12 protein-coding genes, 1 pseudogene and 2 riboswitches are annotated in these 15,910 nt (G+C 47.2%); of the genes and pseudogenes, 8 read left to right on the forward strand and 5 right to left on the reverse strand.

The genetic code is table 11. The features are described from left to right. Window positions 1-34: 34 nt before the first annotated feature. Window positions 35-544: a GNAT family N-acetyltransferase gene (locus L4C42_RS16340; protein WP_418641724.1), complete on the reverse strand. Its 510-nt coding sequence runs from the start codon at window positions 542-544 to the stop codon at window positions 35-37. 249 nt (window positions 545-793) lie between these two features. Beyond that, window positions 794-938: riboswitch (FMN riboswitch) on the forward strand. Between the two features lie 183 nt (window positions 939-1,121). Between L4C42_RS16340 and ribB the strand changes: the two genes are divergently transcribed. Beyond that, window positions 1,122-1,784: a 3,4-dihydroxy-2-butanone-4-phosphate synthase gene (ribB, locus tag L4C42_RS16345; RefSeq protein ID WP_353497953.1), complete on the forward strand. Its 663-nt coding sequence runs from the start codon at window positions 1,122-1,124 to the stop codon at window positions 1,782-1,784. A gap of 148 nt (window positions 1,785-1,932) precedes the next feature. On the opposite strand, the gene L4C42_RS16350 is transcribed toward ribB, so the two are convergent. Beyond that, window positions 1,933-4,452 (reverse strand): glycosyl hydrolase family 18 protein, encoded by a 2,520-nt coding sequence (locus L4C42_RS16350; protein WP_418641725.1) that lies wholly within the window; start codon window positions 4,450-4,452, stop codon window positions 1,933-1,935. 364 nt (window positions 4,453-4,816) lie between these two features. After that, window positions 4,817-4,917, forward strand: a riboswitch (TPP riboswitch). A 58-nt stretch (window positions 4,918-4,975) separates the two neighbouring features. On the opposite strand from L4C42_RS16350, the gene thiD reads away from it, so the two are divergent. The 6 genes and pseudogenes from thiD (at window position 4,976) to L4C42_RS16380 (ending at window position 10,884) form a co-directional block, all read left to right on the forward strand. Further along, window positions 4,976-5,803, forward strand: coding sequence for a bifunctional hydroxymethylpyrimidine kinase/phosphomethylpyrimidine kinase (gene thiD, locus L4C42_RS16355; protein ID WP_418641726.1), 828 nt, complete (start codon window positions 4,976-4,978; stop codon window positions 5,801-5,803). A 4-nt stretch (window positions 5,804-5,807) separates the two neighbouring features. Further along, a complete protein-coding gene (locus tag L4C42_RS16360; protein WP_353497950.1) occupies window positions 5,808-6,575 on the forward strand; it encodes an ABC transporter ATP-binding protein in 768 nt (255 codons plus the stop codon). A gap of 65 nt (window positions 6,576-6,640) precedes the next feature. Then, a pseudogene (locus tag L4C42_RS16365) lies at window positions 6,641-7,369 on the forward strand (ABC transporter permease); the annotation flags it as partial. Between the two features lie 18 nt (window positions 7,370-7,387). Continuing rightward, window positions 7,388-8,335 carry an ABC transporter substrate-binding protein gene (locus L4C42_RS16370; protein WP_418641727.1) on the forward strand — a complete coding sequence of 316 codons (948 nt, stop codon included), beginning with the start codon at window positions 7,388-7,390 and terminating at the stop codon, window positions 8,333-8,335. Window positions 8,336-8,343: 8 nt separating this feature from the next. Next, window positions 8,344-9,006 carry a thiaminase II gene (gene tenA / locus L4C42_RS16375; protein ID WP_353497948.1) on the forward strand — a complete coding sequence of 221 codons (663 nt, stop codon included), beginning with the start codon at window positions 8,344-8,346 and terminating at the stop codon, window positions 9,004-9,006. 330 nt (window positions 9,007-9,336) lie between these two features. Continuing rightward, entirely contained in the window at window positions 9,337-10,884 is a 1,548-nt protein-coding gene (locus tag L4C42_RS16380; protein ID WP_353497947.1) for an alanine/glycine:cation symporter family protein, read from the forward strand. A 139-nt stretch (window positions 10,885-11,023) separates the two neighbouring features. Here L4C42_RS16380 and L4C42_RS16385 read toward each other — a convergent pair whose 3' ends face one another. After that, window positions 11,024-11,617: an acetate uptake transporter gene (locus tag L4C42_RS16385; RefSeq protein ID WP_112460970.1), complete on the reverse strand. Its 594-nt coding sequence runs from the start codon at window positions 11,615-11,617 to the stop codon at window positions 11,024-11,026. A 280-nt stretch (window positions 11,618-11,897) separates the two neighbouring features. Here L4C42_RS16385 and L4C42_RS16390 point away from each other — a divergent pair, with 280 nt between their 5' ends. Further along, window positions 11,898-12,443: a hypothetical protein gene (locus L4C42_RS16390; protein WP_353497946.1), complete on the forward strand. Its 546-nt coding sequence runs from the start codon at window positions 11,898-11,900 to the stop codon at window positions 12,441-12,443. A gap of 260 nt (window positions 12,444-12,703) precedes the next feature. Here L4C42_RS16390 and guaA read toward each other — a convergent pair whose 3' ends face one another. Then, entirely contained in the window at window positions 12,704-14,257 is a 1,554-nt protein-coding gene (gene guaA / locus L4C42_RS16395; RefSeq protein ID WP_418641729.1) for a glutamine-hydrolyzing GMP synthase, read from the reverse strand. A 152-nt stretch (window positions 14,258-14,409) separates the two neighbouring features. Then, window positions 14,410-15,873 carry an IMP dehydrogenase gene (guaB, locus tag L4C42_RS16400; protein ID WP_353497944.1) on the reverse strand — a complete coding sequence of 488 codons (1,464 nt, stop codon included), beginning with the start codon at window positions 15,871-15,873 and terminating at the stop codon, window positions 14,410-14,412. Window positions 15,874-15,910 lie beyond the last annotated feature (37 nt).

Genomic DNA, 15,910 nt, shown 5'->3' on the forward strand with positions numbered 1-15,910 from the left:
GGGTAACACTGGTCTATCATTCATTAACAGCTGATCAATAACAGCGCTCTAAACGAATTACACTCATCTGCGTGAGATCATTAGATTCACTGTTCACTTTGTGGAGACCAAGTCGCTGACAGACCGCAATCGCCGCTTTATTGCCGACGCGAGTCTCAGCAAAAATACAGCGTGCCCCCATCTGCTCACGGCCATAAGCGATAAGCGTCGACATCGCTTCCACTGCGAGCCCTCGTCCTTGTCTATCTACCGCCAGACCAAATCCAATCGAGGCTTGGTCGTTAGGCTCTAAACGAAACGCGACAGTACCAATGACTTGGTGGCTCTCTTTGCCTTCAATCACCAATTGAAACTTAGTGCGGGGGACTTGATGCGCTTGCTCAACAAACATTTCCAATAAGTGCGCATTGAACTCTGGGGAGCATTCTTCTTTTGGATAGAAGGTTTGATACTTGGGGTGCGAGGTAATTTGTAGCCACGATTCAATATCACCAAGTTCGAAGTCTCTTAAGATAAGTCGTTCAGTTTCTAGATGGAGCGCCATTATATTCTCTTGTTTGATTGGACGAACTGCGTCTTTATAGGAGTGTTTGAGAATAGTAGCTCACAATCCGTTATGCGAATCTGTTTTATCCTTCTGCTCTGTGACGCAAACCTAAAGTTTTTGCTAGCGAAGATTAAAGCTAAGAATTCGGCCACAATCGATTTTTTGCTGGCATAAACACCACATAGCCAGATTATGGTTTTCAACTGACTGAATTATCGTTACCATTTAGAGGTCGAAATGACATTCATCTATTCTCAGGGCGGGGCGAAATTCCCCACCGGCGGTAAATCATCATGATAAGCCCGCGAGCGCCTGATACAGAGTATCAGGGTCAGCAGATCTGGTGTGAATCCAGAGCCGACGGTTACAGTCCGGATGGGAGAGGATAAGACTATCGAGTCACCTTATCAGTTGCTGATTGGGTGGGTAGACTATATGTGTCTAAACTCGATTTTTAGCGGTATGACTGTCGTATCGCTTTAGCTCTATCTTTGGATAAACCACGTCAGTAATGATGATGGTGCGTCCCCATATCTATGCCCTGATTCTGGTACTTAAAGTTAGGAGTATTACCATGAATCAGAACCAAACTTCACTTCTTGCCGACTTTGGCACACCTTTAGAGCGTGTTGAACTTGCGCTACAAGCGCTTCGCGAAGGCCGTGGCGTATTGCTACTCGATGACGAAGATCGTGAAAACGAAGGCGATATCATCTATTCCGTTGATCATCTCACTAACCAGCAGATGGCACTGATGATCCGTGAGTGTAGCGGCATTGTTTGCCTATGCGTGACTAATGAGCAAGCCAAACAGCTCGATTTGCCACCTATGGTCGAAAACAACAACAGCGCTAACCAAACCGCTTTTACTGTCTCTATTGAAGCAAAAGTCGGCGTGACAACTGGCGTGTCTGCAGCTGATCGCGTCACAACCATTAAAACCGCTTGCCAGCCTGGTGCTCGCCCGGAAGATCTAGCGCGTCCAGGTCACGTTTTCCCGCTTCGAGCGAAACAAGGTGGCGTGCTGACTCGTCGTGGCCACACTGAAGGCACCATTGATCTTATGCAAATGGCGGGACTATCTCCATTTGGCGTCCTGTGTGAAGTAACCAACCCAGACGGCACTATGGCGAAAGCACCAGAAATCGTTGCCTTCGGCAAGCTTCATAATATGCCCGTACTGACGATAGAAGACATGGTTCAGTATCGCCTGGCAGCGAGTGAAAAGTCAGCATAACTACGCAGACTTAAAATAGAAACAGCCGCTCATTACTGAGCGGCTGTTTTACTATGGCGCCATCACAACTCGCTAGGTGCATTGGAGAGGTGTCATACAACCCAGCACACCCTTTTGCGAGCTATGATGGCTTAACAACATCGAGTTACTAGCATGGACCTAGATCTTTCCACACACCCCATTCACCTGATTTGCTTGGCTCATCACCTTGCGTCCACCACTTAGCAGAATACACATGACCTTGGTACGTCACTTCTTGTCCACCAGTGTAAACAGCTGTTGCATCCCAAGGAGCTGCGCATGTTGCCCCGACAGTATCGGCTTTAACCGTCACAGTCTGTGACTGACTTGATGTAAGAGAACCGTCACTTACAACAACCGTTAGCACATAGTTGGTATCGACATTAACACTTGGAGCTGTGAAGCTCACTTGTGCACCATTGGTGACTACAGCCAATCCAGCTGGCGTCTCCCAAGTAAACGTCAATGGATCATTTTCTTTATCAGTCGAGCCTGATGCGTCCAGTGTCACAACGTCATTGGCATTTGCCATTGTAGGGCCTGCAATAGCTGCCACTGGCGCAGTGTTTACTGGTGTAGTGCTTGTAGGATTAACCGTTAACGTAACTGTGGCACTGTCCGTGGCACCTTCGTTATCGGTCACTGTCAGTGTAAAGCTGTATTGCTCGCTAACCGTCACTTCTGCCACATCCACGCTTAACTGAGCGGCATTCGCGCCAGTCACTGCGAGAGACTGACCCGCTGGTTGCGACCAAGCGTAGCTGACAATCGAACCATCACTATCACGAGAACCAGAACCATCTAAGATTGCGGTAGCAGGTCCTACTACGGTTTGATTGCCACCAGCATTGGCTGTTGGCGCACGGTTCACCGGAGTCCCGCCCGCTAGGCCTTCGTGCATCGCATTGAGGATATCCCCATTGTCAGCATCGATTTCCCACGAGAACAGACCTGCAAAGCCTTGTGCACGAACGTACTGACCTTTGGCAATCACTGAACGAGGGTCATCAAAGGTTACCAACTCACCTGTCGTGCGATTCCAAACATAAGGCGCTTCAGCAAGCTCGTCATAACCATATTCAAAACCATTAACGCCAGTATTGTTTGAACCAATCATGTACGTTTTCAGACCTTTATAGTCAATTACGCCATCTTCCCACACGCCTTGTGTCGTCGAGCCTTTTAGCTTACCTGTTGCAACACCTGTCATTGGATCGGTTGGGTCTGTCAAAGTCTCAGGCATGACACCCTCCCAGCCACGACCGTACATAGCAGCACCGACGACCAGTTTGTTGGCTGGTACGCCTTTCGCAAGCAGCAATTGGATACCGTTGTCGGTTGTGTAAGCTGGGCCTTTGTATGGTACGCCATCCGCATCTACGCCATTGCCATCACACTGGCCAGGGCGCATAAAGTTACCGCAATAAAGCGCAGCTTGGTGACCAGGTACGTTGTTCCAACCACCGTAGAAGTCGTAAGTCATCGCGAAGATGTAGTCCATATGTGGAACCGCGTCAGCGTAGTTCACGTCTTCAATTTTGTCGTAGCCCACACCCACTGCCGATGTCAGTTCATAAGTACGCCCAGTTTCCGCTGACAACTCGTCAAGCATCATACGTAGCTCTTGCATCAAAGCTGCATAAGCATCGCCATCACGCAATGGATCGCCAAGATCAGGTGCGGCACCTTGACCACCTGGGTATTCCCAATCAATGTCGACACCATCATAAAACTTCCACGTTTGTAGGAAGCGCTTCACCGATGCAACGAAGACATCACGATTGGCCTTATCAGTAAAGCTGTAGAAAGGGTCAGAAAGGGTCCAGCCACCGATAGAAGGAAGGATTTTTAGATCCGGGTTGCGCTGTTTAAGCGCCATCATCATGGCATAGTTCCCCTTAATTGGAGAGCTGTACTCATGTCCTGCCTGTGGGAAACTTTTTTGGTATGCAGCCCAAGGGTCATGAATCACGACTTCGTAATCAGGCATTCCCTGACAAGCGGTTTTTAGTGCATTAAAGCTATTACCACCAACGGATTTCACCGATTCGTTTGGCCCACAAATTGGAATGAAGCCATAAATAATATGCGTGAGGTTATCGACTGGGATATTGTCGACTGTGAACTTGCGTCCATAGATGCCCCACTCTACAAAGTAAGTACCGACTACGGTATTTGGATCGGTATTGAACGTTTTGTTGTTCGGATCCACATTCATTGTCAGCGGTGGTAGATGTGCGCCATCTGTATCCGCGACAATAAGTTCAGCAGGTGCACTGCGTGAACAACCCGTCGCATCACACGCTTCAACCTCGACTTGATAGCGACCACCTTGTGCATAGTTAAACTTAGCCAGTGTTTGACTGCCCGAGATAGAACCGGTCGCGACTTGCACACCATCGAAATATATATTGTATGTATCGCCAGTTGTTCCACTCCATTGGTTGAACTGGATGCTAATGTCTGCGGCATCTTTGTACTGCACCATCTGGTTATAACCAGAGGTGGTTTCCATCGCGAGCTGGATTTTAGAAAACTGAAGATTGTTTGAGCCATAGACGTCGATAGACGGTGTTGCAGGAGCAGCAACAGCGCCTTGACTTACTGCCAACGCAACAGCAGATAAGCCTAATAATAATTTTTTCATTGTCATTCTCTTTCCTTGAAAGACGAAAAGTATCTCTGCTCACACACGTTAACAAAGTGTGAACATCGGTATTTATTAATAGGCGGGTGCGTTTATTTTTTGCGCAAAAATAAATTTCACTTCGAGTCACCACTCAAAATTAACTGACTCGTCTCACGCAGTTTCATTCAGTATCTAATCCTGTACCCAGAATTTTTCTCTTAATTCGATCATCACATAAGTGATTAACACTAAAGAGATTCAACAGAGACATCCAACCAGGCGCATGCATTCATCCGGGCAATGAAAGTTGTTCTGAGACACAAATAATGCGCTGTTATTCGTTAAGACTGGAAAAATCGCTGCGCTTATATGACAATGACATCCTTATTAGTCGGGGGGCATTTTTGCTGAGATCACCATGTGGTGAGACCCGTTGAACCTGATTCAGTTAGTACTGGCGTAGGGAACTATAGAAAGCAAAGATGCTACAACCAGTGTCTTTCAAATCGCTATGGATCTCTTTCGCAAGTAAGGAGCATTTATGGCGACAACATCTCAAAACACTCCAATTGTCTTAACCATCGCAGGTTCCGATTCCGGCGGCGGCGCAGGCATTCAAGCAGACATCAAAGCTATTTCAGCGACGGGCGCTTACGCTTGCTCTGTTATTACCGCGCTTACGGCACAAAATACACAAGGCGTGACTGGTATTTTGGGTATCGACCCTGAATTTGTAAAAGCGCAACTTGACGCCGTGTTCACCGATCTCAATGTTGTCGCAGTCAAAATCGGCATGCTTGCTGACACCAATATTATCGGTGCCGTGGCAGAAAAGCTTCGCGAGTACCAGCCTAAGTTTGTGGTTCTAGACCCAGTTATGGTCGCGACCAGCGGCGATTTGCTACTCGAGAGTTCTGCCATTGATGCATTAAAGTCGGAGCTACTGCCGCTAGCGACCGTTATCACGCCAAACCTCCCGGAAGGCGCCGCTCTACTGAGCACTGACGTCCCTCAATCACAGCAACAAATGGAAGCATTGATAGATTCCTTGCGTAACTTAGAGACACCAGCCATCTTGCTTAAAGGTGGACACTTAGAATCGGAGCAAAGTAGCAACGATCTACTTATCACTGCGGAGAATGTTGAGCATTTCGAGACCAAGCGAATTGCCACTAAAAATACCCACGGTACTGGCTGCACATTAAGCTCAGCTATCGCGTCTTTTCTTGCTCAAGGTCATGGGCTTAGCGAAGCCGTTAAGCATGGTAAGGCCTATATTACTCAAGCGATAACGCACGCTGATGAACTCGACATTGGTAAAGGTCACGGCCCCGTTCACCACTTTTACGCGCTGAATAAAGACGCTTAATGCGATGACGCCTATTCGCATACTGGGCGCGACCCTAACCTATATAGGGGATGAAACGCCGATATTCTCTGAACTCAACGTTGAGTTTAGTGCCGCCACTTGGACCGCTATACTCGGTCCAAGTGGTTGCGGGAAATCGACACTACTGCGCTACTTAGCTGGAATACTGAGCGAGAAAGTCGATTTTCGTGCCTCAGTGTTTACACCCAATTTGACCGAACTTTCTGGGCAAGTCGCCTATATGGCGCAGCAAGATCTCCTGTTGCCTTGGCTCAGCGTGATCGATAATGTGTGCCTTGCCTCTAGGCTCAATGGCAAAAAAGTCGATGACGTGACACGCCAAAAGGCGCTATTACTGCTTGAGCAAGTGGGTCTTGCAAAGAAAGCAGCAGCAAGGCCTGCGGAGTTATCCGGAGGTCAGCGCCAGCGTGTTGCATTGGCTCGTACTCTAATGCAAGACAAACCCGTGGTATTGATGGATGAACCTTTTTCCGCGCTTGATGCAGTGACACGCCATAAGTTGCAACAGCTTGCCGCGACTCTACTCAAAGACAAAACCGTTTTACTTATCACCCACGATCCGCAAGAAGCGCTGCGGTTAGGCGAGCAAATATTGGTGATGAACGGCGCACCGGCCAGACTGCATAGCATTATCCCTCCGAAACAAGCCATCCCTCGATGTATTGATGGTGAGTTTGCCAAGATTCAGCAGTCCATACTCGAACACCTAGCGAAAACGCATACAGAATCAACATCGGGAGGCTTAAAATGACGCCACTCGCTGATATTGCTAATCGAAGCCACAAACAAGCCTCAAAGCAGGGTTTAAGTGCCATGATGCGGGTACTTATAAGCTTGGTGATCATCTTGGCACTCTGGAAGGGCATAGTCGTTGTTTTTGAGATGCCAAGCTTCATCCTGCCCGCTCCAGAAGCTGTGTTTATTAAGCTCATAGAACGCTATGACGTGTTGTTAAAGCATACCTGGGTGACCAGCCAGGAAATCTTGTTGGGTCTTCTGCTTGGTCTCTCAATGGGGCTATTCTTTGCCCTGCAAATGCTGCTTTTTCAGCCGGTAAAGCGCTGGCTACTCCCCATTCTTATCACCAGCCAAGCCATCCCAGTATTCGCCTTAGCACCGATTTTGATGCTTTGGTTGGGTTACGGAATTGCCTCTAAAGTCGTCATGGCGGCGCTGATCATTTTCTTTCCGGTCACCACCTGCTGTTATGACGGCTTGAGAAATACCCCCGTTGGTTACCTAGATCTTTCGCAGACGATGGGGGCAAACCGTTGGCGACAGCTTTGGCATATTCGCCTCCCCGCTTCTTTGCCAGTACTTGCATCAGGCATTCGCGTTGCCGTTGTGGTTGCACCTATTGGCGCGGTTGCCGGTGAGTGGGTGGGGTCAAGCGAGGGGCTTGGCTACCTCATGCTACAAACTAATGCTCGCATGCTCATTGATGAAATGTTTGCTGCGCTGTTCATTTTGGCGGCGGTGTCCGTCTCTCTCTATTTTATTACCGACTGGGCGCTCAAGCGTCTGATCCCGTGGGAAAATAACTAAAGTCAAAAAGGAAAACACATGACATTCACCTCCAAGAAGGCTATGGCTGCACTGCTCACTGCCATGACCACATTCGCGGCCAACGCAGCCGATAAGTCTATCACGCTGATGCTCGACTGGTTCGTCAACCCAAACCATGGCCCAATTGTGATTGCGAAAGAGCGCGGCTACTTTGAGGAACAAGGCCTTAAGGTCAACATCCAAGAGCCTGCGGATCCGAGCACACCAGCCAAACTCGTTGCTGCGGGCAAAGTGGATATGGCGGTCTCTTACCAAACCAGCCTAACCATTGACGTTGCTGCCGGACTGCCACTTATTCGCAGCGCGACACTCATCGCCACACCGCTCAACACTATGATGGTGTTGGATAACGGCAAGATTAACTCTCTCGCTGACCTCAAAGGTAAAAAAATTGGTATTGCTATCGCAGGTAATGAGGAAGCAACCATTGGCACAATGCTAAAGACTGAGGGGGTCGAGTATAAAGATGTTCAGATCATCAATGTGGGCTGGGCACTGTCGTCATCATTGGCATCGGGCAAAGTGGATGCGATTTGGGGCGGTCTTCGAAACTTCGAAACTAATCAGCTAGAGCTGGAAGGTTTCAAACCAAAAGCCTTCTTCCCAGAAGAGCATGGCGTTCCAACCTATGAAGAGTTGGTATTTGTCGCGAATGCAAACAGCTATGACAAAGAAGCGATTGCCAAGTTTAACCGTGCGATTGAAAAAGCCACCACTTACATCGTTAACCACCCTCAGGACTCTTGGAACGAGTTTGTCGCTTACGCGCCAGACACACTCAACAACGAACTTAATAAACGTGCATGGCGCGATACACTCACTCGATTTGCACTGCGTCCATCAGCGATTGATGCCGTCAAGTACGATGCGTTCACTGAGTTTATGTACCAACACAAGATCATCTCTAACAAGCCGACTGCCCAAACAATGGTACCGGTGCTTTAGGAGCAACTATGAACCACCAAGATCTTATCAATGCTTGCCGCGTCGAATGGCAAGGCTATACCGAGCATGAATTTGTACAGCAGCTAGCAACTGGTCAACTTGAGCAGAAAGCCTACTTGCATTACCTCAAGCAAGACTTTCTGTTTCTAAAACAATATGCCCGTGCTTACGCGTTGGCTATCTATAAGGCGAAAACTCTGACGCAAATGCGGGAAGCTGTGCCGAGCGTTGCGGCGCTTCTTGAGTCTGAGATTGGGCATCACGTCGCCTATTGCAGTCAATGGGGCATCACCGAAGCCGACATGGAAGCTGAAACCGAAGACTTTGGTACCGTAGCTTATACCCGTTATGTACTCGATGCGGGTATGACAGGTGAGCTTGTCGATCTTTATGCAGCGCTCGCCCCTTGCGCAATTGGTTATGCCGTCATCGGTAAAGCCTTGATTGAGTCACCAACCACGGTATTGGAAGGCAACCCCTATCGCAGCTGGATTGAGCTTTATGCTGGTGAAGATTTTCAATCAGGGGTACAGGTGAGTATTGAACGTTTAGACAAACTACTCAAAGAGATTGAGCTAGATAGCCAAAGAGGTCGCGAACTCATACAAGTGTTTAAAACAGCAACAAGAATGGAAATTGCCTTTTGGCAGCAAGGTCTTGATACAAAATAAACCCTCAATGCCGACCCTAGAGTCGGCATTTTTTCATCTCTCTACTGGTCACTTAACAAACAAAAATCACATCCACAAGCCCCACTTCGGATTTTGTGCCCAAAGTCACGCGTTAACACAATATTTACAACCACGTTTAACATTAGCAACAAAGTTAGTTAGGATGTCGGTTCGTGTTTGCTAGGTTCAAACACTTCGCGCTTACCTTTGTCATGCTTTTCGTGCAAGCAAGGACGATTGATAAAGGATGAGCATCAACAAATGATGTCGAACAATCAGACCATGAGTCGCTGAGTTTCGACCTCATCCCAAGCTTTACAGGGAAGAACTATGCAGTCTTTAGTTGATTTTTTAAATGGGATTATCTGGAGTCCCGCTCTTATTTATTTATGTCTTGGTGCTGGCCTTTTCTACTCCATTCTTACTCGATTTGTACAAGTCCGTCATTTCTTCGAAATGTGGCGCCTACTGCTATCAGGTAAGAGCTCAGAGAAAGGGATTTCATCGTTCCAAGCACTGGCCGTTTCGCTGTCTGGGCGTGTCGGTACAGGTAACATCGCGGGCGTTGCAGCGGCTATCGGTTTTGGTGGGCCTGGTGCAGTTTTCTGGATGTGGATGGTGGCCTTCTTCGGTGCTGCGACCGCCTACATCGAATCTACACTGGCACAAATCTATAAAGAGGAAGACCAGGGCGAGTTCCGTGGTGGTCCTGCTTACTATATTGAAAAAGCCATGGGTCAGAAGTGGTACGCGTGGATCTTCGCGATTGCGACTATCTTTGCGTGTGGCGTGCTTCTTCCAGGCGTTCAATCAAACAGTATTGGTAATGCCGTAGAAACTGCCTTTGGCACAGGCGCAATGATTGAAACAGCGATCGGTACCATCAGTTTTGCCAAAATTTTCACTGGTGCTGTTATCTCTATCATTCTAGCCTTCATCATTTTTGGTGGTGTTAAGCGTATTGCACATTTCACGCAGATCGTTGTTCCATTTATGGCGCTTGCGTACATCATCATCGCCTTTGTCATCATTCTTCTGAACATCGGTGAAGTACCACGTATCGTGGGGATGATTCTTGGTGATGCCTTCACACCAATGGCAGGCTTTGGTGCTGCGATTGGTTGGGGTGTTAAGCGTGGCGTTTACTCTAACGAAGCAGGTCAAGGTACCGGTCCTCACGCTGCGGCAGCGGCAAACGTTGATCACCCAGCTCAGCAAGGTTTGGTTCAGTCTTTCTCTATCTACATCGATACGTTGCTGGTTTGTTCTGCAACGGCGTTTATGATTCTTATCACCGGCGCATACAATGTACACGGTCCTGAGAGCACATTCCTCGTTCAAAACCTAGCGGAAACGGTTGGCGCTAATGGCCCTGCGTTCACTCAGCTAGCAATTGAAAGCACTATGCCAGGTGTGGGTAAACTGTTCATTGCATTCGCACTGTTCTTCTTCGCCTTTACCACTATCTTGGCGTACTACTACATTGCAGAAACCAACATTGCTTACATTCGTCGTACCTTTAAGGTAAGCGGTCTGATGTTCCTATTGAAGCTGGTTCTGATTACCTCTGTATTCTATGGAACCGTAAAGACAGCGAATATGGCTTGGGCAATGGGTGATGTGGGCGTAGGTCTCATGGCGTGGCTAAACATTGTTGGTATCTTGATTATCTTCTTCATCGCGAAACCAGCTATCGTTGCACTTAAAGATTACGAGAAGCAGCAAAAAGAAGGCGTTGAAGAGTATACGTTTAACCCAGTTGCTCTTGGTATCAAGAACGCAGATTACTGGGAAGGTCGATACGAGCGTAAGACAGGTAAAAAGCCTGAAGCGGCTCAGGCGGCGGATTCTGGGTCGACTCAGACGCAGACGTCATAATTAGATTTGGCGATCGCTTTGGGTAGATCCCTGCCTACGCAGGGATGACTGAAGTAGCCAATAAATCATGAGAAAAGAAAAAGGGGTAGCTTAGCTACCCCTTTTATCATTCACTGTTCCCGAATGAATGAAACTTAAATTATGCTGCCACTTCGTGTGCTGAAGCTACTGGCGCTTTTTTCTCACCGATAGGCAAAATAGTGCGGCCGTACTCGTTGTTAAGTACTTGAGCCATTGCGAAGTAAATCGCGCTCGCACCACAGAAAATGCCTTCAAAGCCAGCGATGGTACCGATCAGTTCACTGCCGAAGAAATCACGTGCAGCAAGCAAGAAGAATAGAATGGTCAATGAACCAAATACCACTTGCTTAGCCACTGGGTAGCAAAGTGAGCCGATGAACATGAAACCAGTAAACACACCCCAGAGCAGTAGATACCAGCCCATAAATTTCGCAGGGCTTGCTGGAAGGCCCATGTAAGGCATAACAATAATACCCACCAGCGTTAACCAGAATAGACCGTACGAAGTGAAAGCTGTGGTGCCGAATGTGTCACCACGTTTAAAGCACATCATGCCTACAAACACTTGGCTTAGACCGCCATAGAAAATACCCATAGCCAGGATCATCGAATCAATAGGAAAGAAACCTGCGTTGTGGATGTTAAGTAGAATGGTCGTCATACCAAAACCCATAAGGCCAAGCGGCGCTGGGTTAGCGAGTTTGTTAGACATTGTCAAAGAGCCTTAAATTCAAAATTAGTTACAAAGTTTGTAGGAAAATTTTAATTCAAAATACCAATGTTGAGCAGATCCATTATTTGCAATCTAAGTTTTACTAATTGCATATATCACACGTTCAACTTGCACCTATTTCCTTGTGGTACTAACTGTAATTCTGTTGTGTGTTAGTTACAGGATTCCGCCAGACCATTCGCATTGAAAAAACAAAGTAGGCTCAACATAATTATTTTTAGGTAAAGTCACAACTCTCTATCAATAAGCAAGTATGCATATGGATCAACTAAGTATCAGCAGCATCAACAGTTATCACTGGGTTCCTTATAGACTACCCTCATCTCCGGTGGAACGTTCACGATTTTTGGCTAAAGTTCTAAATCTCCCTGGCTGGTGCTCAATTCACGGAAACGAATATGAAGTCAAAGCACTGCTAGCCACCCTTCTTTACCCTAGAATGGAACGCTCAGGAAAATCTGACGTTCTCAAACTAATTTCCGGACTATCAAATCAGAGATTAGCTGATTGTTTGAGAGGGGAAATCGCAACGACAACTTTGGTGCAAAAGCAATGGGGGCTGTGGTCTCTAAACTCCAAAGAGTTAGAAGCAATGCTTGCAAAACACAAGTATGTCTCAAACTTCTTGCAAGTCGCAGGGGCTAAGTCGGTACTCGATTTATTCAAAGACTTTAATTCAGTCAAAAGTACAAAGTTATCAGTAATCGTTCTATCTATTATTTATTCTGCGAATCGCCACATAGAGTCAGATGTGAACAACGAGATAAAGTTGCGAACTAAGGTTAGAGACTATGGCGCTGAGTAAAGTTAAATGGAGACATATTATTCTTGATAGCTTATTTTTGCTTGTGGGTCTAAGTTTAGCGAGCTATCGAAGTGAAACTGGTGGGTTAGATTCTAGCGTGTTGCTGGCTGTGTGTTTATTACTGTTCATCCAAAACATCAAAATGACTATCAAGTATGTCGATTAGTTCAGGTTTTAGGTATTGTACAGAAACAAAAAAACGTCACGAGTTCCAACCCGTGACGTTTTTTACTATTCGCTATTAACTAATGAAGTGAGGATTATTCCCACTCGATAGTTGCAGGTGGCTTACCAGAGATGTCGTAAACCACGCGCGAGATACCGCCTACTTCGTTGATGATACGGTTAGAAACCTTACCTAGGAAGTCGTATGGTAGGTGAGCCCAGTGAGCTGTCATGAAGTCGATAGTCTCAACAGCACGCAGAGAAACAACCCAGTCGTACTTACGGCCATCGCCCATTACACCTACAGAACGTACTGGTAGGAATACAGTGAACGCTTGAGATACCTTGTGGTAAAGGTCTGCATTGTGTAGCTCTTCAATGAAGATAGCGTCAGCACGGCGCAGTAGATCACAGTACTCTTTCTTGATCTCGCCAAGAACACGAACACCTAGACCAGGACCTGGGAACGGGTGACGATAAAGCATGTTGTATGGAAGACCTAGTTCTAGACCGATCTTACGCACTTCGTCTTTGAAAAGCTCGCGTAGCGGCTCAACAAGACCCATTTCCATATCATCAGGAAGACCGCCCACGTTGTGGTGAGACTTGATGACGTGTGCTTTACCAGTTTTCGACGCTGCAGATTCAATAACATCTGGGTAGATCGTACCCTGCGCTAGCCACTTCGCGTTCTCTAGCTTCTTCGACTCTTCGTCAAATACGTCTACGAATACATGACCGATTGTCTTGCGCTTTTCTTCTGGATCAGACTTGCCTTCAAGTGCAGTAAGGAAACGCTCTTCTGCGTCTACTTTGATGATGTTCAGACCGAACTTGTCGCCGAACATATCCATCACTTGCTCGCCTTCATTTAGACGCAGAAGACCATTGTCTACGAATACACAGGTCAATTTGTCACCGATAGCACGGTGAACAAGCATCGCTACTACTGATGAGTCAACACCGCCAGATAGACCAAGAATCACTTCATCGTCGCCTACTTGTTCTTTAATGCGAGCAACCGCGTCTTCAATGATAGAGCCAGGCGTCCACAGACGCTCACAGCCACAAGCGCCAAGAACGAAGTTCTCTAGCATTTGCAGGCCTTGCTTAGTGTGTGTCACTTCTGGGTGGAACTGAACACCGTAGTATTTCTTCTCTTCGTTTGCCATTGCTGCGTACGGACAAGTATCCGTCTCACCAACTTTTACGAAGTCTGCTGGGATTTCAACAACTTTATCGCCGTGGCTCATCCAAACATCTTGAGTTTCTTCAAGATCTTTAAAGATTGCAGAGTCACCAGATACTTTAACTTGTGCGTAGCCAAATTCACGCTCATCAGAGCCCGCTACTTTACCGCCAAGCTGCTCTGCCATGGTCTGCATGCCATAGCACACACCAAGAACTGGCACACCTGAATCAAATACGTACTGAGGAGCGCGTGGAGAGTTGTCTTCCGTAACGCTTTCTGGACCACCAGATAGGATGATACCGTCTGGGTTGAATTCACGAATATCCGCTTCTTCTACGTCCCAGCTCCATAGTTCACAGTAAACACCGATCTCACGAACGCGACGTGCTACTAGTTGTGTATATTGAGAACCGAAGTCTAGGATCAGAATTCGTTGGTCATGAATATTTTTCGTCATTTTGGGCAATCTTATCAGCTAAGTGTTGAAAACGGAGGCGAGTTTACCCGCCTCTTATCTTTGCTTCAAGGAAAAAAGCAAACGTTTACGTAGGATTTATGTCACTACGTTATCGCTATTAACCTAAGTGGTTAATTAACCTAAACGATTAATTAACCCAAACGGTAGTTAGGCGCTTCCTTGGTGATTTGAACATCGTGTACGTGAGATTCGTTTAGACCTGCACCAGAGATGCGAACGAATTCAGCTTTAGTACGCATGTCTTCAATAGTCGCAGAGCCAGTTAGACCCATGCTTGAACGAAGACCACCCATTTGCTGGTGAACGATCTCTTTCAGGCGACCTTTATAAGCGATACGACCTTCGATACCTTCAGGTACTAGCTTGTCTGCTGCATTGTCAGATTGGAAGTAACGGTCAGAAGAGCCTTGAGACATTGCGCCAAGAGAACCCATACCGCGGTAAGCTTTGTATGAACGGCCTTGGTAAAGAATAACTTCACCTGGTGCTTCTTCAGTACCAGCGAACATTGAACCAACCATGACACAAGATGCGCCAGCTACGATAGCTTTACAGATATCACCTGAGAAACGGATACCGCCATCAGCGATAACTGGGATGCCATATTCTTCCGCAGCGGCTGCCGCGTCTGAAATCGCCGTGATTTGAGGAACGCCAACACCGGTTACGATACGAGTTGTACAGATAGAGCCTGGGCCGATACCCACTTTAACTGCGCTTACGCCAGCTTCAATCAGTGCTTTAGCACCAGCAGCTGTTGCAACGTTACCGCCGATGATGTCTAGCTCTGGGTATGCTGCGCGAGTTTCGCGGATACGGTTTAGAACACCTTCTGAGTGACCATGTGAAGAGTCGATAAGTAGAACGTCAACACCTGCTTCAACAAGCGCTTTAACACGTTCTTCGTTACCAGCACCAGCACCAACCGCAGCGCCAACGCGGAGACGACCTTGCGCATCTTTACATGCGTTAGGCTTACGTTCTGCTTTGTGGAAGTCTTTTGCTGTAATCATACCGGTTAGTTGAAACTCGTCGTTCACAACCAGTACTTTTTCAACACGTGCACGGTGCATCTCTTCTTGTACTTCTTCACGAGAAGCACCTTCTTTAACAGAGGCTAGGCGCTCTTTTGGCGTCATTACTGCTTCTACTTTCTTAGAAAGGTCAGTAACAAAGCGAACATCACGACCGGTGATGATGCCTACAAGCTCGTTGTTTTCAGCAACAACAGGGAAACCTGCAAAGCCATGCTTGTCAGTCAGTGCAACCACATCAGCGATAGATGCGTCTGGGCTAACCGTTACTGGGTTAGTCACCACACCTGCTTCAAAGATTTTAACTAGACGAACCTGCTCAGCTTGTTGCTCGATAGACATGTTCTTGTGGATAAAGCCAATGCCACCTTCTTGGGCTAGCGCGATCGCAAGACGCGCTTCTGTCACTGTGTCCATAGACGCAGAGATCATTGGAATATTCAGAGTGATATTCTTGGTCAGCCGAGTGCGAAGATCAGCTGTGTTTGGGAGAACGGTGGAGTGAGCTGGAACGAGTAGTACATCATCGAACGTCAGCGCTTCTTTGGCAATTCTTAGCATTTGCAATATCTCACAATAGAGGAGTTTAAAGAAAAAA

It is taken from the genome of Vibrio wakamikoensis (assembly GCF_050337275.1).
Taxonomy (GTDB): domain Bacteria; phylum Pseudomonadota; class Gammaproteobacteria; order Enterobacterales; family Vibrionaceae; genus Vibrio; species Vibrio chaetopteri.

Bases quoted from the DNA above. Each gene is read 5' to 3' on its own strand.
- guaB (WP_353497944.1), bottom strand. From the start codon at position 15,873: ATGCTAAGAATTGCCAAAGAAGCGCTGACGTTCGATGATGTACTACTC.
- ribB (WP_353497953.1), top strand. From the start codon at position 1,122: ATGAATCAGAACCAAACTTCACTTCTTGCCGACTTTGGCACACCTTTA.
- L4C42_RS16340 (WP_418641724.1), bottom strand. From the start codon at position 544: ATGGCGCTCCATCTAGAAACTGAACGACTTATCTTAAGAGACTTCGAA.
- L4C42_RS16360 (WP_353497950.1), top strand. From the start codon at position 5,808: ATGACGCCTATTCGCATACTGGGCGCGACCCTAACCTATATAGGGGAT.
- thiD (WP_418641726.1), top strand. From the start codon at position 4,976: ATGGCGACAACATCTCAAAACACTCCAATTGTCTTAACCATCGCAGGT.
- L4C42_RS16350 (WP_418641725.1), bottom strand. From the start codon at position 4,452: ATGAAAAAATTATTATTAGGCTTATCTGCTGTTGCGTTGGCAGTAAGT.
- L4C42_RS16380 (WP_353497947.1), top strand. From the start codon at position 9,337: ATGCAGTCTTTAGTTGATTTTTTAAATGGGATTATCTGGAGTCCCGCT.
- L4C42_RS16385 (WP_112460970.1), bottom strand. From the start codon at position 11,617: ATGTCTAACAAACTCGCTAACCCAGCGCCGCTTGGCCTTATGGGTTTT.
- guaA (WP_418641729.1), bottom strand. From the start codon at position 14,257: ATGACGAAAAATATTCATGACCAACGAATTCTGATCCTAGACTTCGGT.
- L4C42_RS16390 (WP_353497946.1), top strand. From the start codon at position 11,898: ATGGATCAACTAAGTATCAGCAGCATCAACAGTTATCACTGGGTTCCT.
- L4C42_RS16370 (WP_418641727.1), top strand. From the start codon at position 7,388: ATGACATTCACCTCCAAGAAGGCTATGGCTGCACTGCTCACTGCCATG.
- tenA (WP_353497948.1), top strand. From the start codon at position 8,344: ATGAACCACCAAGATCTTATCAATGCTTGCCGCGTCGAATGGCAAGGC.